A 26,351-nucleotide genomic window follows, 5' to 3' on the forward strand; every position below is an offset into this window, starting at 1 on the left:
CAACGCTGGATTAATCTTCTGTAGCAGACGATCCTTAAGCGTTTCAGCATATTGAATCAGGCACCTTCGGGTGCCTTTTTTATTTCCGAAACGCACCTCACGGTGTAATTAAATTTTATTTATATTGTTATCAATAGGTTAATTGATAATTAAATTAAAAATGGAAATTGTTTTTGATTTTGAAATTTAAATGAGTAGTCTTAGTTGTGCTGAACGAAAAGCGCACAACGATCCTTCGTTCGCATTGGGAATGCTTTGTTATCAATGACGAGGAGTTACAGAATGAATCAACAGGCAACGACTACCGATGAATTGATCTTTACCAGGCCCCATGGTGAGCCAGAGAAGCAGATCCTGACCGATGAAGCGGTCGAATTTCTCACTGAACTGGTGGCGCGCTTTACGACGAAGCGCAATAAGCTGCTCGCGGCTCGTATTCAGCAGCAGCGGGATATCGACAACGGTATATTGCCTGATTTTATTTCGGAAACTATTTCCATTAGAAACGGAGACTGGAAGATTCGCGGCATTCCGGAGGATTTACAGGATCGTCGGGTCGAAATCACCGGACCGGTTGAACGCAAGATGGTCATCAATGCGTTGAACGCGAATGTGAAGGTTTTTATGGCCGATTTCGAAGATTCGCTGGCACCGGAATGGAGCAAAGTGATCGACGGGCATATCAACCTGCGTGACGCGGTAAACGGCACCATCAGCTACACCAATGAAGCTGGCAAAATCTATCAGTTGAAGCCCAATCCGGCATTACTGATTTGCCGTGTTCGTGGTCTGCACCTGCCGGAAAAACATGTGACCTGGCGCGGTGAAGCGATCCCCGGCAGTCTGTTCGATTTTGCCCTCTATTTCTTCCATAACTACAAAGCGTTGCTGGCCAAAGGCAGCGGTCCCTATTTTTACCTGCCGAAAACGCAGGCCTGGCAGGAAGCAGCCTGGTGGAGCGAAGTCTTCAGCTATACCGAAGATCGTTTCAATCTGTCGCGCGGTACGATTAAAGCCACGTTGCTGATTGAAACCCTGCCGGCCGTGTTCCAGATGGACGAGATCCTGCACGCGCTGCGTGACCATATTGTCGGGCTGAACTGTGGTCGCTGGGATTACATCTTCAGCTATATCAAAACGCTGAAGAATCATCCGGATCGCGTTCTGCCGGACCGCCAGGTGGTGACGATGGATAAGCCTTTCCTTAGCGCCTATTCGCGTCTGCTGATTAAAACCTGTCACAAACGTGGTGCCTTCGCGATGGGCGGTATGGCGGCATTCATCCCGAGCAAAGACGCTGAACGCAATAATCAGGTACTCAGCAAGGTGAAAGCGGATAAAGCGCTGGAAGCCAATAACGGCCACGACGGCACGTGGATTGCGCATCCGGGACTGGCGGATACCGCGATGGCAGTCTTTAACGAGGTGCTCGGCGAGAACAAAAACCAGCTGTTTGTGACCCGTGATGAAGACGCGCCGATTACCGCAGAACAATTGCTGGCACCCTGTGAAGGCGAGCGTACGGAAGAGGGGATGCGCGCCAATATTCGCGTTGCGGTGCAGTACATCGAAGCGTGGATCTCCGGCAACGGCTGCGTGCCGATTTATGGCCTGATGGAAGATGCGGCGACAGCGGAAATCTCCCGTACGTCAATCTGGCAATGGATCCATCACGAGAAAACCCTGAGCAACGGCAAACCGGTCACTAAGGCGCTGTTCCGCCAGATGTTGGCTGAAGAGATGCGGGTCATCCAGGACGAACTGGGTAAACACCGTTACAGCAGCGGCCGTTTTGATGATGCCGCGCGCCTGATGGAGCAAATCACCACTTCTGACGAATTAATCGATTTCCTGACATTGCCAGGCTACCGCCTGCTGGCGTAAATGCCCAGGCTATTTTGTTCGCCATTTTGGCCCCGGGCCGTGCTCAAAATCCTCACGTACGATAAGTACGCTCCGGTTTTTGCGCGGCTTCCCGTGACCAAACTGCCTTCACCAATAACGCCTGGGAAGCCAGGAGAATAATATGGAGCATCTGCACATGAAAACCCGTACCCAACAGATCGAAGCGTTACAGAAAGAATGGACACAACCGCGCTGGAAAGGCATCCGTCGCCCGTACAGCGCGGAGGAAGTGGTGAAATTACGCGGCTCGGTTAACCCGGAATGCACGCTGGCGCAGCTGGGCGCAGCCAAAATGTGGCGTCTGCTGCACGGCGAATCGAAAAAAGGTTACATCAACAGCCTTGGCGCGCTGACCGGTGGTCAGGCGTTACAGCAGGCGAAAGCGGGTATCGAAGCAGTGTATCTGTCGGGGTGGCAGGTCGCGGCGGATGCCAACCTGGCGTCCAGTATGTACCCGGATCAATCACTCTACCCGGCAAACTCTGTTCCGGCAGTGGTGGATCGGATCAACAACACCTTTCGCCGTGCGGATCAGATCCAGTGGTCCAGCGGTATTGAGCCCAACGATCCGCGCTATGTGGATTACTTCCTGCCAATCGTCGCCGATGCGGAAGCCGGGTTTGGCGGCGTACTGAATGCGTTTGAGCTGATGAAGTCGATGATTGAGGCCGGTGCAGCGGCTGTTCACTTCGAAGATCAACTGGCCTCGGTGAAGAAATGTGGTCATATGGGCGGCAAAGTGCTGGTGCCAACTCAGGAAGCGATTCAGAAACTGGTGGCTGCGCGTCTGGCGGCAGACGTTATGGGCGTCCCGACGCTGGTGATTGCGCGTACCGATGCGGATGCGGCGGATCTGATCACCTCCGACTGTGACCCATACGACAGCGAATTTATTACCGGCGAGCGCACCAGTGAAGGATTCTTCCGTACGCATGCCGGCATTGAGCAGGCGATCAGCCGTGGCCTGGCCTACGCCCCATATGCCGATCTGGTGTGGTGTGAAACCTCGACGCCGGATCTGGAACTGGCGAAGCGTTTTGCCGATGCGATTCATGCGAAATTCCCAGGTAAACTGCTGGCCTATAACTGTTCGCCGTCGTTCAACTGGCAGAAGAATCTGGACGATAAGACCATCGCCAGCTTCCAGCAGCAGTTGTCAGATATGGGGTACAAATACCAGTTCATTACCCTGGCAGGTATTCACAGCATGTGGTTCAACATGTTCGACCTTGCGCACTCCTACGCGCAGGGTGAAGGCATGCGCCACTATGTTGAGAAGGTTCAGCAGCCGGAATTTGCGGCGGCTAAAGACGGTTACACCTTCGTGTCCCATCAGCAGGAAGTGGGTACAGGCTACTTTGATAAAGTCACCACCATCATTCAGGGCGGCACTTCCTCGGTGACCGCGCTGACCGGCTCGACCGAAGAATCGCAGTTTTGATTAATGCCCGGTGGCGCTGCGCTTACCGGGCCTACGAAGGGATGTAGGCCGGATAAGCAGACGCGCTATCCGGCATGACGTTGTGCCGGATGAGGAGAAGCGATGACGCGTGGCCTGGAGTTACTGATTGCTCAGACGATTTTGCAAGGTTTCGACGCCCAGTATGGTCGATTTCTGGAAGTGACCTCCGGCGCGCAACAGCGCTTTGAACAGGCTGACTGGCATGCCGTGCAGCAGGCGATGAAAAGCCGTATTCACCTCTACGATCACCACGTGGGTCTGGTGGTGGAACAACTGCGCTGCATCACTGGCGGCAAAAGTACCGACGCCGCATTTTTGCTGCGTGTAAAAGAGCATTACACCGGGCTCCTGCCGGATTACCCGCGCTTCGAGATTGCGGAGAGCTTTTTTAACTCCGTATATTGTCGGTTATTTGACCACCGCTCGCTCACTCCCGAGCGGCTCTTTATTTTTAGCTCCCAGCCGGAACGTCGTTTCCGGACGATCCCGCGTCCGCTGGCAAAAGATTTCTTCCCGGATAGCGGTTGGGAACCGCTGCTCACCCGCATTCTCAGCGATCTGCCGTTGCGCCTGCCCTGGCAGAACAAAGGGCGCGATATTCGCTATATCATTGCACATCTGCGTGAAACCTTTGGTGAGGAGACGTTGCAGCAGTGCCATCTACAGGTGGCTAACGAGCTGTTTTATCGCAATAAAGCCGCATGGCTGGTCGGCAAACTCATCACGCCATCCGCCACGTTGCCCTTTTTGCTGCCGATTCATCGCACCGAGGAAGGTGAACTGTTTGTGGATACCTGCCTGACCACCACGGCAGAAGCCAGTATCGTGTTCGGTTTCGCTCGTTCCTATTTTATGGTGTACGCGCCGCTGCCCGCCGCGCTGGTGGAATGGTTGCGCGAGATCCTGCCAGGAAAAACCACCGCTGAGTTATACATGGCGATTGGCTGTCAGAAACATGCGAAGACCGAGAGCTATCGCGAGTATTTGTTGTATCTGCGCAGCTGCGATGAGCAGTTCATTGAAGCGCCGGGCATACGTGGCATGGTGATGCTGGTCTTTACGCTGCCGGGGTTCGACCGGGTTTTTAAAATCATTAAAGATAAGTTCGCGCCGCAAAAAGAGATGTCTGCCGCCCACGTTCGCGCCTGCTATCAACTGGTGAAAGAGCACGATCGCGTGGGACGCATGGCAGATACCCAGGAGTTCGAAAATTTCGTGCTGGATAAACGTCAGATCGATCCGGCATTGATGGCGCTGTTACTTGAGGAAGTGCCGGAAAAGATAACCGATCTTGGTGAGCAGATTGTCATCCGTCATCTCTATATTGAGCGGCGGATGGTGCCGCTCAATATCTGGCTTGAGCAGGTCGAAGGTCAGCAACTGCGGGATGCGATTGAGGAATACGGCAACGCGATTCGCCAGCTTGCCGCCGCCAATATTTTCCCCGGCGACATGCTGTTCAAAAACTTTGGCGTCACCCGTCATGGTCGCGTGGTTTTCTACGATTACGATGAAATCTGCTACATGACGGAAGTGAATTTCCGGGACATCCCGCCGCCACGCTACCCGGAAGATGAGATGAGTGCCGAGCCCTGGTATAGCGTATCCCCTGGCGATGTGTTTCCTGAGGAGTTTCGCCACTGGTTATGCGCCGACCCACGCATCGGACCGCTGTTTGAGGAGATGCACGCCGATCTGTTTCGTGCCGATTACTGGCGCGCATTACAGACGCGCATTCGGGAAGGGCATGTTGAAGATGTTTACGCATATCGCCGTCGCCAGCGATTCAGCGTGCGTTATGAAACCGACCGGGCGCTTGCGCCGCCATCCGGCAATGTGCGCCGACCTGCCTGATGGCACGACGCTTATCAGGCTTGCCGAAAATGTTCCTGAGGGGGATTTTGTTTAACGAATCCCGCCGTATGCCAGCGTCACCTCTTTCGCCGCCTTGATCACCATCGCGCCAAACTCGGTCACGCGGTCGTCCGTGATGCGCGAAATCGGGCCAGAGATAGAGATTGCTGCGAACGGCTCGCGGTGTTCGTCATAAATGCACGACGCGACACAACGCAGACCGAGCGCATGTTCCTCATCATCAAAGGAATAACCGCGCTTGCGGGTCTGGGCGAGGTCGTCCTTCAGATGAACCGGGGAGACCAGCGTCGCGTGGGTGTATGCATGCAGCCCTTTGCGGTGCAGCAACTGGGTCACCTGTTCTTCGCTCAGTTGTGCTAAAAACGCTTTGCCTGCGCCAGAGGCGTGCATCGGCAGCTTACCGCCAATCGGCGCGGACATACGCATCAGTTGGGTACACTGTACCTGGTCAATGATAATTGCCTGATGATCACTTTGATCCAGCACCGCCAGATTCACCGTTTCGCCGGAATCTTCCATCAGTTTGCGCAGAATAGGGTGGACGATCGCCAGCAAATTGCGGCTCTGTAAAAAGCTGCTGCCGACGATAAACGCATGCGCCCCTATCGCCCAGTGTCCAAGGTCACCCACCTGACGCACAAAGCCCTGCTGCTGCATAGTGGTCAGTAAGCGATGAGTCGTGGAGTTCGGCAGGCCAGCCTGCTGTGCCAGCTCGGTCAATGCCACGCTGCCGTTGGATTCCGCGATCCATTCCAGTAGTTTCAGGCCACGGGTCAGCGACTGAACCTGTCCGGCAGCGGGTGCGGTCGTCGCGGCGGGTTTTCTGCCGCGTTTGGCGGGAACGGGTGCAACCATAGCGCATTCCTTTTCTGTATCGTGGAAATCATTTTCGTTTTATTCAATTATAATGCAAGAAGTCTTGTACTGATCGGATGAGTGAAGCTGAACATGTCTCATGTTGCCCGTTGTTGGCTTTTCCGTCAGCCCTGTTTATGCCACTATGTTTTGTTGACTTTTTCGGTCTGGTTAAGCGTTGTCGGGAGCAAGTGTGAGCAGCAAAGTTGAACAACTGCGTGCGCAGTTAAATGAACGTATTCTGGTGCTGGACGGCGGCATGGGCACGATGATCCAGAGCTATCGTCTGAGTGAAGAGGATTTCCGTGGTGAACGCTTTGCCGACTGGCCGTGCGACCTGAAAGGCAACAATGACCTGCTGGTGCTGAGTAAGCCAGAGGTGATCGCCGCGATTCATAACGCGTACTTTGACGCGGGCGCGGACATCATTGAAACCAACACGTTTAACTCCACCCCCATCGCGATGGCGGATTACCAAATGGAATCCCTGTCGGCGGAGATCAACTTTGCCGCCGCGAAACTGGCGCGTGCCTGTGCCGATGAGTGGACTGCCCGTACCCCGGAAAAACCGCGCTATGTTGCGGGCGTTCTCGGCCCAACCAACCGGACCGCATCGATCTCGCCGGATGTGAATGACCCGGCATTTCGTAATATCACCTTTGATCAACTGGTGGCTGCTTACCGCGAATCCACCAAAGCGCTGGTGGAAGGTGGCAGTGACCTGATTTTGATCGAAACCGTCTTTGATACGCTGAACGCGAAAGCGGCGATTTTTGCGGTGAAAGAAGAGCTGGAAGCGCTGGGCATCGACCTGCCGATCATGATTTCCGGCACCATCACCGATGCTTCTGGACGTACCCTTTCCGGGCAAACGACAGAGGCGTTTTACAACTCCCTGCGCCATGCTGAACCTCTCACTTTCGGCCTCAACTGCGCGCTGGGGCCGGATGAACTGCGTCAGTATGTGCAGGAACTGTCTCGCATTGCTGAATGTTACGTGACTGCACATCCGAACGCCGGGCTGCCCAACGCTTTCGGTGAATACGATCTCGATGCCGATACGATGGCAAAACAGATCCGCGAATGGGCCGAAGCGGGCTTCCTGAATATCGTTGGCGGCTGCTGCGGCACCACACCGGAACACATCGCGGCAATGAGCAGGGCGGTCGAGGGACTGGCACCGCGCCCGTTGCCGGAGATCCCGGTGGCCTGCCGCTTATCCGGTCTCGAACCGCTGAATATTGGCGACGACAGCCTGTTTGTAAACGTCGGTGAGCGTACCAACGTTACCGGCTCCGCCAAATTTAAGCGCCTGATCAAAGAAGAAAAATACAGCGAAGCGCTGGACGTTGCCCGTCAGCAGGTAGAAAGCGGCGCACAGATTATTGATATCAACATGGATGAGGGGATGCTCGACGCCGAAGCGGCGATGGTGCGCTTTCTCAACCTGATCGCCGGTGAGCCTGACATTGCTCGTGTGCCGATCATGATTGACTCCTCAAAATGGGACGTCATTGAGAAAGGGCTGAAGTGCATCCAGGGGAAAGGCATCGTTAACTCCATCTCAATGAAAGAGGGGGTTGAAACCTTTATCCATCATGCGAAGCTGCTGCGCCGCTACGGTGCGGCGGTGGTGGTGATGGCCTTTGATGAGCAGGGCCAGGCGGATACGCGTGCGCGTAAAATCGAGATTTGCCGCCGGGCGTACAGGATCCTCACCGAGGAGGTGGGCTTCCCGCCGGAAGACATCATTTTCGACCCGAATATTTTCGCGGTGGCGACCGGTATTGATGAGCACAATAACTACGCGCAGGACTTTATCGGTGCCTGTGAAGACATCAAACGCGAGCTGCCGCATGCGTTGATCTCCGGCGGCGTGTCCAACGTATCGTTCTCGTTCCGTGGTAACGATCCGGTGCGTGAAGCCATTCACGCGGTGTTCCTCTACTATGCCATTCGTAACGGTATGGACATGGGGATTGTCAACGCCGGGCAACTGGCGATTTACGACGATCTCCCTGCCGAGCTGCGCGATGCGGTGGAGGATGTGATCCTCAACCGGCGTGATGACGGCACCGAACGATTGCTGGAGTTGGCGGAGAGATATCGCGGTAGCAAGAGTGATGAGGCGGCCAACGCACAACTGGCGGAGTGGCGCACCTGGGAAGTGAAAAAGCGCCTCGAATACTCGCTGGTTAAAGGCATCACCGAGTTTATCGAGCAGGACACCGAAGAGGCGCGTCAGCAGGCGGCCCGCCCGATTGAGGTGATTGAAGGGCCGCTGATGGACGGGATGAACGTCGTCGGCGACCTGTTCGGCGAAGGAAAAATGTTCCTGCCGCAGGTAGTGAAATCCGCCCGCGTAATGAAACAGGCGGTGGCGTATCTCGAACCGTTTATCGAAGCCAGTAAAGAGAAAGGCTCCAGCAATGGCAAAATGGTCATCGCCACCGTGAAGGGCGATGTCCACGATATCGGCAAAAACATCGTTGGCGTGGTCCTGCAATGTAACAACTACGAAATTGTCGATCTTGGCGTGATGGTGCCGGCGGAGAAAATTCTCCGAACCGCCAAAGAGGTGAATGCGGATCTGATAGGCCTTTCCGGGCTGATTACCCCGTCGCTGGACGAAATGGTCAACGTGGCGAAAGAGATGGAGCGTCAGGGCTTCACCATACCGCTGCTGATTGGCGGCGCGACGACCTCGAAAGCGCACACGGCGGTGAAAATCGAGCAGAACTACAGCGGCCCTACGGTGTATGTGCAGAACGCTTCGCGCACCGTCGGCGTGGTCGCCGCGTTGCTTTCTGATACCCAGCGCGATGACTTTGTCGCCCGTACCCGTAAAGAGTATGAAACCGTGCGCATCCAGCATGGGCGTAAGAAACCGCGCACGCCGCCGGTGACGCTCGCCGCCGCGCGGGATAACGATCTGGCGTTTGACTGGGAAAGCTATACCCCGCCAGTGGCGCACCGTCTGGGTGTGCAGGAGGTCGAAGCCAGCATAGAAACGCTGCGTAACTACATCGACTGGACGCCGTTCTTTATGACCTGGTCGCTGGCCGGGAAGTATCCGCGCATTCTGGAAGATGAAGTGGTAGGTGAAGAGGCGAAGCGCCTGTTTAAAGATGCCAACGACATGCTGGATAAATTGAGCGCAGAGAAGGCGCTGAATCCGCGCGGTGTGGTAGGGCTGTTCCCGGCAAACCGCGTGGGTGATGACATCGAAATCTATCGTGACGAAACGCGAACGCACGTGCTGACGGTCAGCCATCATCTGCGTCAACAGACTGAAAAAGTGGGCTTTGCTAACTACTGTCTGTCTGACTTCGTGGCGCCGAAGCTGACCGGCAAAGCGGACTACATCGGTGCTTTTGCGGTGACCGGTGGTCTGGAGGAGGACGCGCTGGCGGATGCGTTTGAAGCGCAGCACGATGATTACAACAAGATCATGGTGAAAGCGCTTGCTGACCGTCTGGCGGAAGCCTTCGCGGAATACCTGCATGAGCGCGTGCGTAAGGTCTACTGGGGATATGCGCCGAACGAAAATCTCAGCAATGAAGAGCTGATTCGCGAAAACTACCAGGGGATTCGTCCGGCGCCGGGGTACCCGGCCTGTCCGGAGCATACCGAGAAAGGCACCATCTGGCAGTTGCTGGAAGTGGAAAAGCACACCGGCATGAAGCTTACAGAATCCTTCGCCATGTGGCCTGGCGCATCGGTTTCCGGCTGGTACTTCAGCCATCCGGACAGCAAGTATTACGCGGTTGCACAGATTCAGCGCGATCAGGTGGAAGACTACGCGTTCCGTAAAGGGATGAGTGTTTCTGACGTTGAGCGCTGGCTGGCCCCTAACCTGGGCTATGACGCCGACTGATTCACGAAACTGTCATCTTTCCTTACAACTAACAGGGTGCTTGTCGGGCACCCTGTCTCTTTCTTGCGTTTAAACCCTTATACTGGAAGAAGGCGATGACCTCTCTGGTTATATTTTTACACGCAATCATTCAAGTTGCGTCGAGGCGGCAAGCCTGGGAATCTCCAGGAGCTTACTGAAGTAAGTGACTGGAGTGAGCAGGCGCAGCCAACAAAGAGGCAGCTTGAAGGATAAAGTGTAAATGATAAGGAGTACCTGATTCCGTGCTAACCCTGCTCCACCTGCTTTCTGCTGTCGCCCTGCTGGTCTGGGGTACCCATATTGTGCGTACTGGCGTGATGCGTGTGTTCGGCGCTCGCCTGCGAACCGTGCTTAGCCGTAGCGTCGAAAAGAAACCGCTCGCCTTCTGCGCGGGAATTGGCGTCACTGCGCTGGTGCAGAGCAGTAATGCCACCACCATGCTGGTAACCTCGTTTGTTGCTCAGGATCTGGTCGCACTGACGCCTGCGCTGGTGATTGTGCTTGGTGCAGACGTAGGGACCGCGCTGATGGCGCGTATCCTCACCTTCGATTTATCGTGGCTCTCGCCGCTGCTGATTTTTATCGGCGTGATCTTCTTCCTCGGCCGTAAGCAGTCACGCGCCGGACAACTGGGGCGCGTGGGGATCGGCCTTGGCCTGATCCTGCTGGCGCTGGAACTGATTGTCCAGGCCGTCACCCCTATAACGCAGGCCAACGGCGTACAGGTCATTTTTGCCTCGCTGACCGGCGATATCATGCTGGATGCGCTCATTGGCGCGATGTTCGCGATCATCAGTTATTCCAGCCTGGCGGCGGTACTGTTAACGGCCACCCTGACAGCGGCGGGGATCATCTCCTTCCCGGTGGCGCTGTGTCTGGTGATTGGCGCCAACCTCGGTTCCGGCCTGCTGGCGATGCTCAACAACAGCGCGGCCAATGCCGCGGCTCGTCGCGTGGCGCTTGGCAGTCTGTTATTTAAGCTGGTGGGCAGCCTGATTATTCTGCCATTTGTCCATCCGCTGGCGAATCTGATGGATGAATTGCCGCTGGCGAAATCCGAGCTGGTGATCTATTTCCATGTTTTCTACAACCTGGTCCGCTGCCTGGCAATGATTCCTTTTGCCGAGCCGATGGCGCGCTTTTGTAAGCGCATCATCCGCGACGAGCCTGAGCTGGATGCGCATCTCAAGCCAAAGCATTTGGACGTTAGCGCGCTGGATACGCCGACCCTTGCGCTCGCCAATGCCGCCCGTGAGGCGCTGCGCATCGGCGATGCGATGGAGCAGATGATGGAAGGGCTGAAGAAGGTGATGCATGGCGAGCCGCGCGAAGAGAAGGAGCTGCGCAAAATCGCGGATGACATCAACGTGCTCTACACTGCCATCAAACTCTATCTGGCGCGGATGCCGAAAGAGGAACTGGCGGAAGAGGAGTCGCGCCGCTGGGCGGAGATCATCGAGATGTCGCTTAACCTTGAACAGGCGTCGGATATTGTGGAGCGCATGGGGAGCGAGATTGCTGATAAATCGCTGGCGGCGCGGCGGGCGTTTTCTATTGAGGGGTTAAAAGAGCTGGATGCGCTGTACGACCAGTTGCTCAGCAACCTGCAACTGGCGATGTCGGTCTTCTTCTCCGGCGACGTGACCAGTGCCCGGCGGTTGCGCCGTAGCAAGCATCGTTTCCGCATACTGAATCGCCGTTACTCGCATGCGCACGTTGATCGTCTGCATCAGCAGAACGTACAAAGTATCGAGACCAGCTCCCTGCACCTGGGATTATTGGGGGATATGCAACGTCTGAACTCGTTGTTCTGTTCCGTGGCTTACAGCGTGCTGGAACAGCCGGACGAAGATGACGAGCGGGATGATTACTAACAGGCGGTAATGCCGGATAGCGCTTATCCGGCCTACAAATTGCGCTCATTGCAGGCCGGATAAAGCATTTACGCTGCCATCCGACAACGTCGGTTAAAAGCAGTGACCTGCCTCAACGGCAACGGCGTCTTTACCGGCTTCGAACACGTAGGTGGTGTTCGGACCGCCAAGCACCGCCTGACCCTTACTCACTTTAATCCAGTTGCCTTCCGGCAGACCGATCACCGTCAGTTCAGGCGCGACAACCAGCAGCTCGCGAATACGCTGTTCACGCGTTTCGCCTTTGTGTCCTTCCGGCAGCGCGTTAGTGAAATGCGGGTTAATCTGCAACGGGAACAGGCCCAGCGCATCAAAACCTTGCGGATCAACAATCGGCATGTCGTTGGTGGTGCGGATGGTCTTGCAGGCGAGGTTGGCACCCGCACTCCAGCCAATGTACAGCGCACCGCGTTTAACCACGTCAACAATCGGTGCCAGCAACCCGCGCTCGCGGCTCTCTTTCAGTAACTGAAAAGTATTACCGCCGCCGACAATCACCACTTCCGCATTTTCAATGGCCGCCACCGGATCAGTCACGGTGTGAATACCCACCACCTTGACGCCCATCGGGGCGAAGATTGCAGCCGTTTTTTCTGTGTATTCATCCCAGGTTTGTGTGACGCCTGCAAAGGGGATAAATACTGCCGAACGGCGCCCCTCCAGTTGCTCCGCAATCAGCGGCAGCGCATGCTCCATCCAGCCTTTACCCGGCAGTGTCGAGTTACTCAATAAAAGCAGTTCCATCCTTTCTCCCTGTAATCAGTAAATGACAAAACGCGGTCATGCTATCACTGACAGTGTAGCGCCTTACTGACATGGCTCACGATGTTGGAAGGGGGTGTAGAAAGGACCACTGACTCAATGATGAAAAATGCACGATGTGCGTATTAAAGCGAGTGAAGATATTTCTCACTCTGCCAGTATGAACATGTAACGCCTTGATAATACAATAAACCAGGCGTGATTGAATTTATCGTAGTTGAGATGTTTATTCACTCTTTATGAAAAGTGAGAAGGGGATTTTTAAATTTTGACGGTTACTAATTTAAAACAGCAACATTGCGGCATTGCCCTGGATTTATCCCGAACAGGCTTAAGCGTATTGCGATAAGCACTATGAGGTTTCTGGCCCATGCTGAAGCATTGACGTCTGTCCTCTGATCAACAACAGTGTCGCTATTTTCATTATTATGTAACTAAACATTTCAATTCGAATAGAAAAATTATTGTAACTCACTGAAATATAGGATTTTTACCAAAAATTAAAATTTATGTATCTTTTTGTTTTACTTACAAACAGTAAGGTAAATTCCGAAAAAAAGATCGATTACAACGATCGATACCTTTCAAGTGATAGCCTTTAACTATTGATTTTGTTTTATCGATCAGGTTTGACAATCAATATTGCTCATGTACTATTCTGTTTGAATCAATATTATACCGACAGCAGCAGAGTGGGTGTGCCGGACATCGTCAGAATAAATAACCTCGCCGGATAATAAATACCCCCTGAAAATAAAAATCAGGCTGTCCAGGATATAGGGAGCATCATCTGTATGACAAAGGAATATGTAAAGAAGAGCCATATTGCCAGTTGGCCTGAAAATGATGTTTATTTTTCCACGGGTATCTCTGCGCTGGCCAGAAAAGTGACTAATTCTCATTCCGGCCCAGACTATCTGTTTATTAATCTTAATAGTTATACCTTAAAGCTTTTTTTTCGATCGTTCTCTCAATTGAGCAAGAGTGGTTATCAGTTGATTATTATTTCAACCCAACGACTCATGCCGCTGGCTTTTTTCTGGCACCTGAAATGTCACGCCGTCAGCGCAATCTTCGAATCGCGTTGCTCTGTTCATGATGTTATTCGCGGTCTGGATACTGTCGCGACCGGGCGGCAGATCGTCTGGTCCTTCCCGGGGCCTGCCTGTTTACTCTCTTCAAGAGACGTTTTACTTCTGCGGCATTATCTTGAAGGGGGAAGTATGGGCTATTTACAAGAGAAACACTGCCGCGCGTATTCCACCTTACAGGGATGGAAGACTACAGTCGCGCGGAAATTTAAAGTACGAAAACTCGAACATCTCCTTATTTCGAATTAATAATCATTCTCCAGTATGAATATTTCTGATGCCTGAGCGTCCAGTGGAATATTTATAAGCAAGATAGAACTGCCCGTTTAATAGGGATCTTATTAACTATGGATGTAGATATGAAACGCGTTTTTTACCATGCTTTTTTCCCCGCGTTATGTTTAACCGCGTACCCACTGACTGCGGCGGAAATGCTTCCCACACCTTATCCACCCGTGCAAACTACCACGATGCCGGACGACTTATTATCGAATTCGGATTATACGAATCACTGGGATTGGGTGAAAGAAACCTGGGAGAAAGGCTATTCCACTTTTTCCATCAAAGATAAAAAATATATTGCTAACCAGGAAATTACGCTGATCAATCCTGCTTTTTCTAAACAGGTCGTGACGTTATTAAATGAGTCGTATAGTTATAACAATACGTTGAATTCTGTGCAGCTTAATATCGGTGACGGTATATACGATGCCGCCGGTTCTGAAGCCGTGAATACCACGGTGAAAGGGGAATACACCAATAGTAAAGGGAATATTGAAACAGGTGTATTGCAACTTAATGGCGACGGGAAAGCCTTCCATACGCTGGTTGAGAATAACGGTGCCCTGACGATGAATGGTGATTCACAGGCGTATGACACCGTGGTGAAAGCCGGTGGTCGACAGACTGTTGGAGGCCGTGCTTATGCTCAGGCGAATCTCATCGATGGCGGTATTCAGGTGCTCTCAGTCACCAGTACGGCGTTGGCTGAAGATACCATTGTGCAAAATGGCGGCCAGCAAATCATTTATAACGGGACCGCGAAAAACTCGCACATCGGCGCCAACAGCTATCAGCTTGCCAGCGGTCTGGCTTTGGATACGTACCTGTATAACGGCGCCTTCCAGCAGGTGTTTAGCGGTAAAGGCGAAGAGTTCGTTGCGGACCGCAATACCACCGTTTATGCCGGTGCGCGACAAACGATAACCTCGGGTATTTCAGAAAGTGCGCAGGTCTATGGCACGCAGGTGATTACTGGCGTAGACGGTCAATGGAGTGATGGAGACTGGGTTTCCGACAGTAATTCCAACGTTCGTGTCAATGGGCAGCAGGCGAAGGACGCCACCATCCATGCCGGTGGTTTGCAACGTATTCAAACCGGCAATGCCGATGGCACACAGGTCTATGGCACTCAACTTGTCAATGGTCAGAAAGGTGGCTGGGTTGGGGGAAGCTGGGTGGAGCAATCTGGATGGACCGGTGGCATTCGCGCTAACGCGACAAATACGACCGTTCATGCGGGCGGCCTTCAGCAACTTGCCTGGTACGGTGAAGCCAGTAATACGGTTATCGATGGCGGCCGTCAGGAAGTGCTTGCGCTGGGGCATATCTCTAACACAACGCTTCGCAATGGCGGGAGCAGCCTGATTGCCTATGGAGGCTATTCAACGGGGACACTGACGGTAGAAGACGGTTCACTGACTATGGAAGGGGGAAGTGTACACGACTGGACGGGGAATCTGGGTAAGGGCGCCTGGGCCGCGTCGGTGGACTTACAAGGCCCTTCTTCCGTTCTGTACTTAAAACACAACGCGGATACTGCGGAGTCCGTCACGACGATTAAAGCCTTAACGCATAATGGTGTGGTCAATTTTAGTGCGCCAGAGGGACGCAACGCGGGGCAATTTAACCGTCTTGAACTCACCACGCTGGAGGGGACCGGGACTTTCGTTATGAACACCAATCTGTCCGGCGGGATTGGGGATTTTCTGAACGTTTCCGATGCCGTGACGGGGCAATTTAAGGTCACGGTGCATGATTCCGGAAGTGAGTTACGCAGTCGTGCGGCTACTCCTTATCACTTAATTTATGCGAATGGGAGCGGGGCAGACACCTTTGCGATGACCAACGGCAGCGTCGATCTTGGTGCGTACAAATACTATCTGGTGCATGGCGCCGATAGCGATAAGGATAACTGGTATTTGTCACCGCAGGCGAATACGCCAGAACCTGAGCCAGGCCCGGATCCTGAGCCGGGTCCGGGACCTTCGCCTGAACCGAATCCTGAACCGGGAGTTAAGCCGGATTTATCAGAAAGCGCGAAAGCGGTTATTGCCATGGCGAATGTGACCCCCACTTTGTGGGACGCTGAGTTGTCAACGCTGCGAACCCGTCTCGGTGAAATTCGTCAGATGCGTGACTACGAAGAGGGCGCATGGGGCAAATACATCAGTAGCCGCTACCGCGTTTCCACAGAGCACGTGGCTTACCGTCAGGATGTGAACGGTGTGATGCTCGGTGGCGATAAGCGTTTTGATTTAGAAAATAGCGCACTGATTATGGGCAGTATGGCTTCCTATACGCGTGCGGATCTCGACTCATCCAGTACCAATGGCAAAGCGGACAGTTACGGCATTGGACTGTACGCGTCCTGGTTACACAACAGCGGTTATTACATCGATGGTGTGTTGAAAGCCAACTATTTCCGTACGGAGAACAACCCCTACTTCAACGGCGGACGCACCCATGCGAAAGATAATACCGTTGGCGGCGGGGCTTCAGTCGAGATCGGTAAGCATATTGCGCTTGAGACGTGGTTTGTTGAACCCTATCTCCAGGCATCATGGTTTATTGGCGACCAGACCCACTACAAACTCGACAGTGGCATGTCGGTTAAAGCGGATGCTGCGCGATCGTTAAAAGGGGAAACCGGGTTAACCTTCGGTAAGAATGTGACGCTGGTAGATGGGACACTGTTACAGCCGTATGCGAGAGTGGCCGTTCGTCATGAGTTTATGAAGAACAACGACGTCGTCATTAACCACACTGAGAAGTTCAAAAATGACCTGTCGGGGACAAGCGGCAAATATGGCCTGGGGATGACCGCGAAGCTAAACGATCGGTGGTCCGCATGGGGAGAAGTCAGCTACGAAAAAGGCCAACATATCGAGACGCCTTATAGTGGTCAACTGGGTATCCGCTACAGTTTCTGAACGTTGTGATTACGCGTTTAATAACCCTCCTCAGCGTCATCAGAGGAGGGTTATTTGCACATGTTACCCCGCCCGGGCAAATTCAGCGGCTTCACTAATCAGCGCGTCATCCGGGCGTACGCCGGTGTACATTGCGAACTGCTCAAAGGCCTGCAACGCAATTACTTCTGCGCCGCTGATGGTCTTTTTACCCAGCTTCTGCGCCAGTTTGATCACCGGGGTATCCGGCGGCAGGGCAACGACATCGAACACTACGCTGGCGCTGGCGACCATGGCTTCGCTGTACGCCAGCTCTTCGCTCTCTTTACCTCCGGCCATGCCGACGGGCGTGACATTGACCAGAATGTCGCAGGCAATGCCTTCCGGCAGCGGCTGCCACTGAAAGCCATACTGTTTCGCCAACGCCGGACCGCTGTCCCGGTTACGAGCGGCGACGATCACATCGCGAAAACCGGCGTCGCGAAAGGCGGCAATCACCGCTTTGCCCATCCCGCCGCTGCCGCGAATCATCACCCGCGTAGCGGTGTCGAGCAGGTGGCTGGCAATCAGGCTTTTTACCGCAATATAATCGGTGTTGTAGCCCGTCAGTCTGCCGCCGTCATTGACGATGGTATTGACGGAATCAATGACTTTTGCCGATGGATCGACCGCGTCGAGAAACGGCATACAACTCTCTTTAAACGGCATCGATACCGCGCAGCCACGAATGCCTAACGCGCGAACCCCTATCACCGCCGCTTCAATATCCTGGGTGGTAAACGCCTTGTAGATGAAATTTAAACCCAGCTTTTCATACAGATAGTTGTGAAAGCGGGTACCAAAGTTGCCGGGCCGACCGGCAAGCGACATGCACAACTGGGTGTCGCGGTTAATCATGTTAAATCTCCTCGGCGTGCGACAGTAAATACTGTTCGGCTTCCTTAGACCAAATCCCGTGATGGCGTTCCAGAATAGCGCACAGCGCGGGATCGTCAATCTGGCTGAGAGCGGTTAGCGGTAACGCTTTCCCGGTATAGACCAGCTTTTTACCGCCGCCCACTTTCGGCAGCTCCAGCGTGGTTTCTCCTGCGGCATTCAGCCCAAGAATGTGCGTGACCACTTTGGCGGCCTGCACTTTCTTCTCTTCAATCAGTTTAACCGCCGTGCGCATATCGTCAGTGTTCCCACCCGAGGTGCCCACGTAGTGAGTGAAGGCGTAATGCACATCGTAGAAGTTGATTGGGGCGCTGAACTGCTTGTCCTGCGGGCCGGCAAAGAAGTTCATACAACCATCGGGAGCGAGCAGGGAAGAGGCCAGGGTGACCAATTGTTCGTTCGGCACGAAGACAAAAATATCATCAAAACCGTGGCCGCCGGTCAGCGCCATCAGCGTGTCGTAAGCGGCATCCTGTGCGTGCAGGTAGTGGATCAACGTTTGCGGTTCAGAAGGATAGTGTTTACGGGCATAGCTCAGCTTGTCGTGGTTAGTATCGGTCACCACCAGTAACGCCGGGTTGATCGGGCCATGCAGCGCATAGTCGATCGCCAGCAGCCCCATTGGCCCCGTCCCGCCGAGGATCAGCGTGCGACCCTGTGGACGAATCCCCATGTTGTGGTTATAGGTGCCTTCCTGCAGGTGATAGTTGGCGTTGAATGCGCCGATCACGCAGGAGAGCGGCTCGACCAGCGATCCTTCAAAGTACGTTTCGCCTTCGTAAGCCAGCAGGCAGTCCTGTTCCATCACGACATTGGGGATCACGACGTGTGTGGCTTCGCCGCCTACCCACGGGAAGGAGTAACCGGGGCAATCCGGGCGATCCGCCAGTTGCAGGTTCGCCTGAATCACATAGCGCTGGCCGGGCTGGAACTTGTGCTGCCACTTTTTCCCCACGGCGATAATATCGCCGCAGAACTCGTGGCCAATGATGATCGGGTGGGTCGCTACATCGTCCGGCACCTTTTTATGATCCTCACCCTGATTAGCCTCTTTCCAGGAGGAGAGGCACAGGCTGTCGGTGACCACGGTAGCCAGAATTTCATCGTCCTGCATCTCTGGAAGTTCGAACGTTTCCAGGCGCAGGTCGCGTTTGCCATAAAGGCGCAGAGCTGTTGTTAACATATATTCCACCTCATGTTGAGCGATAGCCCCGGCTGACCACCGGGGCGAAAAAATCAGGACAGGAAGCCCAGTGCGTTACCCATAATCCCCAGACCAAACAGGGCGAAGATCAGCCATACCGGGTTAATTTTCTTGTTGAGCAAACGAACCATCAGCATCGTCAGGCCCAGCGCCAGCAGGCCGGGGCAGAGCTGATCGAGGATGTTCTGCACGGTCATCGTGACGGTGCCGCCGTCCGCGCCGGGGGTTTGCGATACCACCAGTGGCACGTTGATGCTGGTCCACTTGGTGACCAGCACCCCCATCACAAACAGGCCGAGAATCGATGCGCCTTCGGTCAGTTTTTGCAGCAGGTTGCCGCCCATGTCACTGACGATGTTGACCCCTTTATTGAAGCCAATTTGCAGGCCGTACCATTTCATTGCCAGACGGACTGCGTTGAAAATAAAGAAGAACAGCAGCGGTCCGAGCACGTTGCCGGACAACGCCAGCGACGCGCCGAGCGCGGCGGTGATCGGTCGCAACGTGCCCCAGACTAACGGGTCGCCAACGCCCGCCAACGGCCCCATCAAACCGACTTTGATGCCGTTGATCGCGCCATCATCGATTTCTGCCCCGTTCGCTCGCGCCTCTTCCATCGCGGCGGTCACGCCAATCACCGGGCCGCACACCGCGGGCGTGGTGTTGAAGAACACCAGATGACGCTTGAGTGCCGCCACCTGATCTTCTTTCAGCGGGTACAGGCGCTTGATGGCGGGGATCATGTCGTAGCAAAAACCCAGCCCATGAATACGTTCAAAGTTGAAAGACGCCTGCTGCAGGTTGGAGCGAACAAACATGCTAAACAGGTCAGATTTGGTCAGTTTTTTCTGTTCCATGATGGGCTCCGTTAGTCATCAAGCTGGTCAAGAGCGGTGGAGTAGGAGGTCTGCGTCTGCGGTTCGGCCTTACGCCACTGTGGGTTCAACTGGATATAGACCAGCGCAATAATCGCGCCGACGCCGCCAAAGGCCAGCAGACTCAGGTCGAGGTAACCACCGGCGATAAAACCGAGGAAGAAGAAGGGCATCAGGTACTTCACGCCCATCATGCGCAGCACCATGGCGTAACCGACCACCACGATAAAGCCACCGGCAATCTGCAGGCCGCGAGTGACGAATTCCGGGATGGCGTTGAGCATATTGCTGACCATATCTGCACTGACAAACAACGAGACAATTAACGCCGGAATGGCGACGCGTAACGCCTGGACGCCCAGCGCAGAGACATGGAGGATGTCGATGGTGCGAAAACGCGCATCTTCTGCGGCCTTATCCGCCGCATGCTGGAACACTACGGTGATAGTCCGGGCGAAGACGGTCAGGACCTGGCCTGCCGCCGCGACCGGCAGTGCGATGGCGATACCGGTCGCGATGCTCTGTTGCCCGACGATAACCAGAATGGCGGAGATAATACTGGCGAGCGCGGAGTCCGGAGATTGCGCGGCACCAACGTTCATCCAGCCAAGCGCGATCAGCTCCAGCGTTCCGCCGAGCATCACCCCGGTTTTTAAATCACCGAGGATCAGGCCGATAACCGTACAGGCAATGAGCGGGCGGTGGGTCTGAAATTCATCCAGCACGCTGCCCATTCCGGCAATACAGGAAAATATAAATATGGCGATAATTTGTAGGGTACTGATTTCCATAATGGGTCACCTTAAAATGTGAACATCCCTGCCTGTTAAAGCATTTACACGTCGTCCTTCAGGCTGCGTCTTTGTTGGCTGAATTACTCGTCTCATCCATGAGACTCGCCCTGACGGGCCGTCGCTTCGCAACGTTCAAATCTGTTCCCGACAGATTTGTGACTCACCCCCAGTCACATCGTTATTTATGTTCCTGTGGATTCACTCATTTGCCGCCGTGATGCTTCCAGAATGACTGTGTAATAAATACAGGCGCTTTTATTTATTCCGCGAACGACTGTTCTTTTATTTTTTCGAGAATATTAATGGAGGGATCGGAGGCGACCACACGTAAATCCAGGGTGACGCCAAATTTATCCAGTTCGCGAAACGCATTAATATCATCGTCATCTAAGGATACGGCTTTGGTTAATTGTTTTTTACCCGGTCGCCAGGCCATGCCGCCAATATTTAAGGTGGCAATTTTTACGCCCTGTTTGACCATCGCCAGCGCATCCTGTGGGCGGGTAAATAAATAAAATACAGTCTCGTCCTGATACTGTGGATTATGATAAACCGCGACGGCTTTTTCGATATTCACCACGTTGACCTTCATTCCCGGTGGGGCGGCCTGGCGTAATAATGTCCGGCGCACTTCATCATTATAAACGTCGTCATTACAGATAATAATCCGCTGGGCATTCGCCACCTTCGACCAGACGGTGGTGACCTGACCGTGGATCAAGCGGTCATCAATACGGGCAAGGGTAATATTCATCAGAAATCCTCTTCGGTCGTTTCCAGATGCTGCCAGACCACGCAGGTTTGTTGTGCAATGGTCGTCAGGTGTTCGCACAATTCATCCACATTCATACTGCTCTGGTTATCTACCAGTTCCAGCGCCAGCGGCAGGGAAAGGCCGCTGATCACCCGGATGGCCGGATTGCGCATCGCCAGCGTTGCCGCGGCGTTCCACGGACTGCCGCACTGCAGGTCTACGGCAATCAGCCATTCGCTATCAGTGTGAGCACTCACTAACTTTTCCAGCTTTGTGACGATGTCGCTGGCGTTCTCGCCGGGGACAAAGGCGACCGCCTCAACGTTGGCGTCACCGTAGACCATGTGCACCGATTCCAGCATGGCGCAGGCTAGTTTGCCGTGAGCACAGAAGATTGCATGGACCATAACGCCTCCTTAGCCGCGCGTTTTTCCGCCCGCAATGTTAGTGGTTACTCCGGTAATGTAGCTGGCACGTTCAGACAGAAGATAACAAACGAAATCAGCAACTTCGCTCAGGCGTCCCGAACGGCCAATCGGAATCGCGTTCTTGCTATAGCCTTCACGCAGCTGATCAACGGTGATATTGCGGGTCCAGGCCAGCGCTTCTTCATATTCTGGCGTGCGCAGTCCCGTTTTTTCCAGAATCCCGGGAGCAATGCCGACCACGCGAATGCCGTGTTTGCCCAGCTCTTTTGACCAGGAACGGGTGAAGCTATTCAGCGCCGCCTTCGTTGCGGCATAGCAGCTCTGGCCTTCTGACCCTTCCAGCCCGCTTTCCGAAGAGACGTTGACGATAACGCCGTTACGCTGTTTCACCATCTGGCGCGCCACTGACTGTGACATTAAAAACACGCCTTTCTGGTTGATATTGACCATTTTTTCAAACGCGGCTTCGTTTAATTCATACTTTCCTGCAGGCGCTTTTTCATCGACCAACAGGCGGGGAAAGTTAACGCCAGCGTTATTAACCAGACCATCAATACGACCAAAGCGCTGGATGATTTCATCCACGGTGTGATTAACCTCTTTGGCGCTGGAAATATCCGTCGGCCAGAAGTGGTAGTCGTTATTACCTTCATGCCTTGCTTCGCCGCCATGAATATCCGCCATCTGGACATTTGCACCTTGTGCTAATAATTCTTCGACAATGGCTAAGCCAATTCCGGATGCGCCGCCGGTTACAATAATGACTTTATCCTGTAGATTTAACCACGTTTGCATAATTAACTCCCAAATTCAGAGAAGGGGACCCTGCATAAAATAAATTACGTCAGGATCAAGATGAGTATATTTACTTCAACAATAATTCAGCGGTATGGCTATTAGTGACCAGCGCATTAATATAGTTTCCACGTAATGCGCCGAGAATGCCGCTAAGCTTTTCTTCACCCATTGCGATGCCGATGGAATAACGCGCTTGCTTTAATTTGTTGGTTTCGATGGAAAGCGTTTTTTCGCTCATCGTGGTCTCCACCGTCACGCCGTTAATATCGTAAAAGCGCGAGCAAATGTCTCCGGCAACCTGCCGGGCATGCAGGTCGTCACTCTCTTCGCTGCCGTAAAAGGCATGCCAGTTTGCACCGTCGCGAATTGCCGGAGAACCGATCCCTACCAGCGCAACATCCAGATTGTCCCAGTAGGCAGAAATCGAATTAAAGTGCTGGGACTGCATAATACCGTTGCGAATCAATGGATTTTCCAGCAGTGCCGGAAAATCAGCCAGATGTGATTCGCCTTTCAGCTTTGCCGCCGCGCCGTAGGTCAGCGTATTGACGTGATAGCGGCTCTCGAGCTTCCCGGATGGCCCGCCGATAATCGGCACGCAGATCAGCTGGCGTGACTGGCTGGCTGGCGACAACCCTTCGACCAGTGCGCGTACTGCGCGTCCCCAGGAAAAACCAATGATGTCGCCGGGTTCCAGTAAACGTTCCAGCAACTGCGCGCCGTGCACGCCCATCATGGCAAGTTGTTCCTCTTCCTGCTCGTTGTCGCAGGTGATCACCACCGCTTCTTTGAGGCCGAATCGTTGTTTAAGCTGCTGTTCCAGCCACAGGTTTTCGTTGTAATCGTAGTTGATGGCGATAGTGACGATGCCCTGTTCACGACCGCGTTTCAGCAGGCGGCTGATGGTGGTGCGATAAATCCCCAGTTCACGGGCGATCTGCGCTTGTGTCATATCCTGTTCGTAATAGAGCTGCGCTATTTTTACGATCAGGCGGATATCATCACTGTTTTCCATCGCCATTTGTAGACTCCTGCACATTTGTGCAAATCACCAATCTGCCCTCTTGATCTGATATAACCTCATAAAAGGGGGAGTTCAAAGCGATTTTCTCTTCTTTGTGCGTCATGAGCTGGCGATTAATGTTGCACATATGATGTGCGGAGCGCTCGTTGTTGGCACAGATGTGCACATAATCCTAATCTCTTGATTCTGTTAATTTTCATTCAACAAAATTGCACGTAAAGATCGGAGACACTTTTGTGTCGAAAGGTGGGGCGGATCACAAATAGCGCTGAGGCCAATTTGCACGATTATTTTTTATCGCCAGCAAGGTAAGGTATATTCCGCATTTATTACGCAAAGCATTCAGGATGTATCAAGGCGGCAAGGGAGCGAATCCTCAGGAGCATAGATAACGATGTGACTGGGGTGAGTGACAAATCTGTCAGGAACAGATTTGAACGTTGCGAAGCGACGGCCCGTCAGGGCGAGTCTCATGGATGAGACGAGTAATCTGGCAGCCAACGCAGAGACAGCCTGAAGGATGAAGTGTACAAAGGAGAAATTATGCTGCCCGACTCATCCACACGACTCAACAAATACATCAGTGAAAGCGGAATCTGCTCGCGCCGCGAAGCGGATCGCTTCATTGAGCAAGGGAATGTCTTCATTAATGGCAAACGCGCCACCATTGGCGACCAGGTGATGCCTGGCGACGTCGTGAAGGTGAATGGTCGGTTGATTGAGCCGCGTGAAGCGGAAGATCTGGTCTTTATCGCGCTGAACAAGCCGGTGGGGATCGTGAGCACCACCGAAGACAGCGAGCGTGACAATATTGTTGATTTCGTTAACCACAGCAAGCGCATATTCCCGATTGGCCGTCTGGATAAAGATTCCCAGGGACTGATCTTCCTGACCAACCACGGCGATCTTGTGAATAAGATCCTGCGTGCCGGTAACGATCATGAAAAAGAGTATCTGGTCACGGTCGACAAACCGGTTACGGATGAGTTTATTCGTGGGATGAGTGCCGGCGTGCCGATTCTGGGTACTGTCACAAAAAAATGTAAGGTGAAGAAAGAGGCGCCGTTTGTATTCCGCATTACCCTGATCCAGGGGCTGAACCGTCAGATCCGCCGCATGTGCGAACATTTCGGTTATGAAGTGGTGAAGCTTGAACGCACGCGCATCATGAACGTTGGCCTGTCCGGTCTGCCACTGGGAGAATGGCGTGACCTGACGGATGATGAGCTAATTACGCTGTTTAAGCTTATCGAAAACTCTTCTTCAGAAGCGAAACCGAAGGCGAAAGCGAAGCCGAAAACCACGGGAATCAAGCGTCCGGTGGTGAAAATCGAAAAGACGGCGAACAAAGAGAAAGCGCGCCCGGCGGCAAACGGCAAACGCTTTACCTCGCCGGGGCGTAAGAAGAAAGGACGTTAACGTCTGCCGCGCGTTGGCGTGTTCGCTGACCAGGAAAATGACGCTTCAGCATCCGGTTTATAAGCCTGCTTTTTCTTCAACTGGCGGGCTTTTTTTGCCTCGGCTTCGCGCAAGACCATCAGCTTATCAATGTACTCTTTCTTCACGCTGTTGGTCTCTGCGTTGGTCAATTGACGACCATGCGCGATACGGGCACGATCCAGCAGCGTTTTCAGTTCGCGCTGTTCGCGCTCGGTCATCTCTTTTTGGGTAATGCGGGGGAGTGCCATACGGGTGCCCTCTGTCTGCCTGGTGATTTCAGTGTACGGCAATACGCCTCGGGCGGATAGCGCTCAGTCAGCAATACGCAGTTTTCCTGCGAAATCCTGTTGTGTATAACCCGTTGTTTTAAATCCCTTATCCGTAATGACGTAATCGATCTCTTTGAGAGTCGCGATACACATCACGCCGTCCTGACCAAATTTAGTATGGTCAGCGAGAATCACGGATTTTTTACTCATCGCAATCATCGCTTTGGCAACGTATGCCTCGTCAAAGCTCTTCACGAGTACACCATGCTGCGGCGAAATGCCACCCGCACCGATAAAGCAAATATCAGCGTGAATCGCATTAATCTGCTGGCACACAGAGACGCCCAGATTGGCGCGGAAATGGTAATCGTATTCACCGCCTAAGACATAGACTCGCGCCTGGAGATTATGCTCTTTTATTTTATCGGCAATTAAGGCGGAATTGGTAATAACGGAAAACGCGAGAGGGGGTAAGTGTTCGGCAAGAATAAGATTCGTGGTACAGGAATCAATAAATAGCGTATCGCGCTCGCTGACCATTCCCGCCGCCACTTTGCCAATCGCCATTTTTTCTTCGCGATGGGCATCAATTCTCGCGCCAAATGCATCTTCCTGAACAACCTGTTTTTTGACCGCGCCACCGTGAATTTTGGTGATTTGACCTTCAGACTCCAGCAAAGAGAGATCGCGGCGAATGGTTTCCGAGGTCACGTTCAGCGTTTCTGATAATTTAATAACGGTCACTTCACCGAACTTGTTTAATTCATCAAGAATATGCTTTCTTCTTTTAATCGGGTTCATTATTTTCCGCCAGGGTCGAACTTTGCCGCATGGTAACTGGATGCGCAGAGCAACGCAACCACTCCAAGATCGGAAG

Annotated in this window: 20 protein-coding genes; 8 read left to right on the forward strand and 12 right to left on the reverse strand. The window is 53.4% G+C overall.

From position 1 onward, the window contains the following. Nucleotides 1-282 precede the first annotated feature (282 nt). The 3 genes from aceB to aceK all read left to right on the forward strand — a co-directional run bounded on the left by aceB (nt 283) and on the right by aceK (nt 5,221). Nucleotides 283-1,884, forward strand: coding sequence for a malate synthase A (gene aceB, locus AB7E14_RS03195; RefSeq protein ID WP_316962663.1), 1,602 nt, complete (start codon nt 283-285; stop codon nt 1,882-1,884). 157 nt (nt 1,885-2,041) lie between these two features. Next, the gene (gene aceA, locus AB7E14_RS03200) at nt 2,042-3,346 is read left to right on the forward strand and encodes an isocitrate lyase (protein WP_316962670.1); all 1,305 of its coding nucleotides are present in this window, start codon (nt 2,042-2,044) and stop codon (nt 3,344-3,346) included. A gap of 102 nt (nt 3,347-3,448) precedes the next feature. Further along, nucleotides 3,449-5,221, forward strand: coding sequence for a bifunctional isocitrate dehydrogenase kinase/phosphatase (gene aceK / locus AB7E14_RS03205; protein WP_316962662.1), 1,773 nt, complete (start codon nt 3,449-3,451; stop codon nt 5,219-5,221). Between the two features lie 51 nt (nt 5,222-5,272). Here aceK and iclR read toward each other — a convergent pair whose 3' ends face one another. After that, complete coding sequence (gene iclR, locus AB7E14_RS03210; protein ID WP_042320966.1) at nt 5,273-6,097, reverse strand: glyoxylate bypass operon transcriptional repressor IclR; 825 nt, start codon at nt 6,095-6,097, stop codon at nt 5,273-5,275. 193 nt (nt 6,098-6,290) lie between these two features. Here iclR and metH point away from each other — a divergent pair, with 193 nt between their 5' ends. Both metH and AB7E14_RS03220 read left to right on the forward strand, forming a co-directional pair. Continuing rightward, complete coding sequence (metH, locus tag AB7E14_RS03215) at nt 6,291-9,974, forward strand: methionine synthase (protein WP_054176740.1); 3,684 nt, start codon at nt 6,291-6,293, stop codon at nt 9,972-9,974. Nucleotides 9,975-10,237: 263 nt separating this feature from the next. Then, nucleotides 10,238-11,869 carry a Na/Pi cotransporter family protein gene (locus tag AB7E14_RS03220; RefSeq protein WP_042998996.1) on the forward strand — a complete coding sequence of 544 codons (1,632 nt, stop codon included), beginning with the start codon at nt 10,238-10,240 and terminating at the stop codon, nt 11,867-11,869. Between the two features lie 93 nt (nt 11,870-11,962). Here the strand turns inward: AB7E14_RS03220 and pepE are convergent, their stop codons facing one another. Next, nucleotides 11,963-12,652, reverse strand: coding sequence for a dipeptidase PepE (gene pepE, locus AB7E14_RS03225; RefSeq protein WP_044253414.1), 690 nt, complete (start codon nt 12,650-12,652; stop codon nt 11,963-11,965). Nucleotides 12,653-13,464: 812 nt separating this feature from the next. Here pepE and AB7E14_RS03230 point away from each other — a divergent pair. Both AB7E14_RS03230 and AB7E14_RS03235 read left to right on the forward strand, forming a co-directional pair. Further along, on the forward strand, nt 13,465-14,010 hold the full coding sequence (locus tag AB7E14_RS03230) for a hypothetical protein (RefSeq protein ID WP_044253412.1): 546 nt from the start codon (nt 13,465-13,467) through the stop codon (nt 14,008-14,010). Between the two features lie 272 nt (nt 14,011-14,282). Then, the gene (locus tag AB7E14_RS03235) at nt 14,283-16,973 is read left to right on the forward strand and encodes an autotransporter outer membrane beta-barrel domain-containing protein (protein WP_316962661.1); all 2,691 of its coding nucleotides are present in this window, start codon (nt 14,283-14,285) and stop codon (nt 16,971-16,973) included. 63 nt (nt 16,974-17,036) lie between these two features. On the opposite strand, the gene AB7E14_RS03240 is transcribed toward AB7E14_RS03235, so the two are convergent. From AB7E14_RS03240 to AB7E14_RS03275, 8 genes are all read right to left on the reverse strand, one after another. Next, nucleotides 17,037-17,849, reverse strand: a complete 813-nt coding sequence (locus AB7E14_RS03240) for a shikimate 5-dehydrogenase (protein ID WP_316962660.1) — start codon at nt 17,847-17,849, stop codon at nt 17,037-17,039. A gap of 1 nt (nt 17,850) precedes the next feature. Then, nucleotides 17,851-19,071 carry an L-sorbose 1-phosphate reductase gene (gene sorE / locus AB7E14_RS03245; RefSeq protein ID WP_044253408.1) on the reverse strand — a complete coding sequence of 407 codons (1,221 nt, stop codon included), beginning with the start codon at nt 19,069-19,071 and terminating at the stop codon, nt 17,851-17,853. Between the two features lie 53 nt (nt 19,072-19,124). After that, the gene (locus tag AB7E14_RS03250) at nt 19,125-19,949 is read right to left on the reverse strand and encodes a PTS system mannose/fructose/sorbose family transporter subunit IID (RefSeq protein ID WP_042999002.1); all 825 of its coding nucleotides are present in this window, start codon (nt 19,947-19,949) and stop codon (nt 19,125-19,127) included. Between the two features lie 11 nt (nt 19,950-19,960). Beyond that, nucleotides 19,961-20,758, reverse strand: coding sequence for a PTS mannose/fructose/sorbose transporter subunit IIC (locus AB7E14_RS03255; protein ID WP_316962659.1), 798 nt, complete (start codon nt 20,756-20,758; stop codon nt 19,961-19,963). A gap of 262 nt (nt 20,759-21,020) precedes the next feature. Then, entirely contained in the window at nt 21,021-21,515 is a 495-nt protein-coding gene (locus AB7E14_RS03260) for a mannose/fructose/sorbose PTS transporter subunit IIB (protein WP_042999004.1), read from the reverse strand. Beyond that, the gene (locus AB7E14_RS03265; protein WP_054176735.1) at nt 21,515-21,922 is read right to left on the reverse strand and encodes a mannose/fructose/sorbose PTS transporter subunit IIA; all 408 of its coding nucleotides are present in this window, start codon (nt 21,920-21,922) and stop codon (nt 21,515-21,517) included. Before AB7E14_RS03265 ends, AB7E14_RS03260 begins: the two co-directional genes overlap by 1 nt. A 9-nt stretch (nt 21,923-21,931) precedes the next feature. Next, nucleotides 21,932-22,738 (reverse strand): SDR family oxidoreductase, encoded by an 807-nt coding sequence (locus tag AB7E14_RS03270; protein WP_044328435.1) that lies wholly within the window; start codon nt 22,736-22,738, stop codon nt 21,932-21,934. 70 nt (nt 22,739-22,808) lie between these two features. Continuing rightward, nucleotides 22,809-23,756, reverse strand: a complete 948-nt coding sequence (locus AB7E14_RS03275; RefSeq protein WP_044268586.1) for a sugar-binding transcriptional regulator — start codon at nt 23,754-23,756, stop codon at nt 22,809-22,811. A gap of 552 nt (nt 23,757-24,308) precedes the next feature. Between AB7E14_RS03275 and rluF the strand changes: the two genes are divergently transcribed. After that, complete coding sequence (rluF, locus tag AB7E14_RS03280; RefSeq protein ID WP_316962658.1) at nt 24,309-25,184, forward strand: 23S rRNA pseudouridine(2604) synthase RluF; 876 nt, start codon at nt 24,309-24,311, stop codon at nt 25,182-25,184. Here the strand turns inward: rluF and AB7E14_RS03285 are convergent. Continuing rightward, nucleotides 25,181-25,453, reverse strand: a complete 273-nt coding sequence (locus tag AB7E14_RS03285) for a DUF3811 domain-containing protein (protein ID WP_042321003.1) — start codon at nt 25,451-25,453, stop codon at nt 25,181-25,183. The genes rluF and AB7E14_RS03285 overlap by 4 nt on opposite strands. A 63-nt stretch (nt 25,454-25,516) precedes the next feature. Further along, the gene (locus AB7E14_RS03290) at nt 25,517-26,275 is read right to left on the reverse strand and encodes a DeoR/GlpR family DNA-binding transcription regulator (RefSeq protein ID WP_044328549.1); all 759 of its coding nucleotides are present in this window, start codon (nt 26,273-26,275) and stop codon (nt 25,517-25,519) included. Between the last annotated feature and the right edge of the window lie 76 nt (nt 26,276-26,351).

This window comes from Citrobacter sp. (assembly GCF_050252275.1).
GTDB classification, from domain to species: Bacteria; Pseudomonadota; Gammaproteobacteria; order Enterobacterales; family Enterobacteriaceae; genus Citrobacter_A; species Citrobacter_A amalonaticus.